We start from the raw sequence: 1,330 nt of genomic DNA on the forward strand, positions 1-1,330 counted from the left end.
TGTGATGGGTGGTTGGTCGTTGTTTGAGAACTGCACAGTGGACGCGAGCATCTGTGGCCAAGTTTTTAAGGGCGCACGGTGGATGCCTTGGCACCAGGAACCGATGAAGGACGTGGGAGGCCACGATAGTCCCCGGGGAGTCGTCAACCAGGCTTTGATCCGGGGGTTTCCGAATGGGGAAACCCGGCAGTCGTCATGGGCTGTCACCCGCTGCTGAACACATAGGCAGTGTGGAGGGAACGCGGGGAAGTGAAACATCTCAGTACCCGCAGGAAGAGAAAACAACCGTGATTCCGGGAGTAGTGGCGAGCGAAACCGGATGAGGCCAAACCGTATGCGTGTGAGACCCGGCAGGGGTTGCGCATACGGGGTTGTGGGATCTCTCTTTCACAGTCTGCCGGCTGTGAGACGAGTCAGAAACCGTTGATGTAGGCGAAGGACATGCGAAAGGTCCGGCGTAGAGGGTAAGACCCCCGTAGTCGAAACATCAGCGGCTCGTTTGAGAGACACCCAAGTAGCACGGGGCCCGAGAAATCCCGTGTGAATCTGGCGGGACCACCCGTTAAGCCTAAATATTCCCTGGTGACCGATAGCGGATAGTACCGTGAGGGAATGGTGAAAAGTACCGCGGGAGCGGAGTGAAATAGTACCTGAAACCGTGTGCCTACAAGCCGTGGGAGCGTCGCGTGCAGCACTTGTGCTGTACGTCGTGACTGCGTGCCTTTTGAAGAATGAGCCTGCGAGTTTGCGGTGTGTTGCGAGGTTAACCCGTGTGGGGAAGCCGTAGCGAAAGCGAGTCCGAATAGGGCGATTTAGTAGCGCGCTCAAGACCCGAAGCGGAGTGATCTAGCCATGGGCAGGTTGAAGCGGCTGTAAGAGGTCGTGGAGGACCGAACCCACCAGGGTTGAAAACCTGGGGGATGACCTGTGGTTAGGGGTGAAAGGCCAATCAAACTCCGTGATAGCTGGTTCTCCCCGAAATGCATTTAGGTGCAGCGTCGTGTGTTTCTTGCCGGAGGTAGAGCACTGGATAGGCGATGGGCCCTACCGGGTTACTGACCTTAGCCAAACTCCGAATGCCGGTAAGTGAGAGCACGGCAGTGAGACTGTGGGGGATAAGCTCCATGGTCGAGAGGGAAACAGCCCAGAGCATCGACTAAGGCCCCTAAGCGTACGCTAAGTGGGAAAGGATGTGGAGTCGCAGAGACAACCAGGAGGTTGGCTTAGAAGCAGCCACCCTTGAAAGAGTGCGTAATAGCTCACTGGTCTAGTGATTCCGCGCCGACAATGTAGCGGGGCTCAAGCGTACCGCCGAAGTCGTGTCATTCAC

Annotated in this window: 1 rRNA gene (cut by a window edge); it reads left to right on the forward strand. The window is 56.8% G+C overall.

Features of this window, described 5'->3' with window-relative positions:
- The first annotated feature begins 55 nt into the window (after positions 1-55).
- A 23S ribosomal RNA gene (locus tag ACH4D5_RS38825) occupies positions 56-1,330 on the forward strand (it continues 1,494 nt past the right edge of the window).

Source organism: Streptomyces sp. NPDC018029, from assembly GCF_044327655.1.
Lineage (GTDB): Bacteria > Actinomycetota > Actinomycetes > Streptomycetales > Streptomycetaceae > Streptomyces.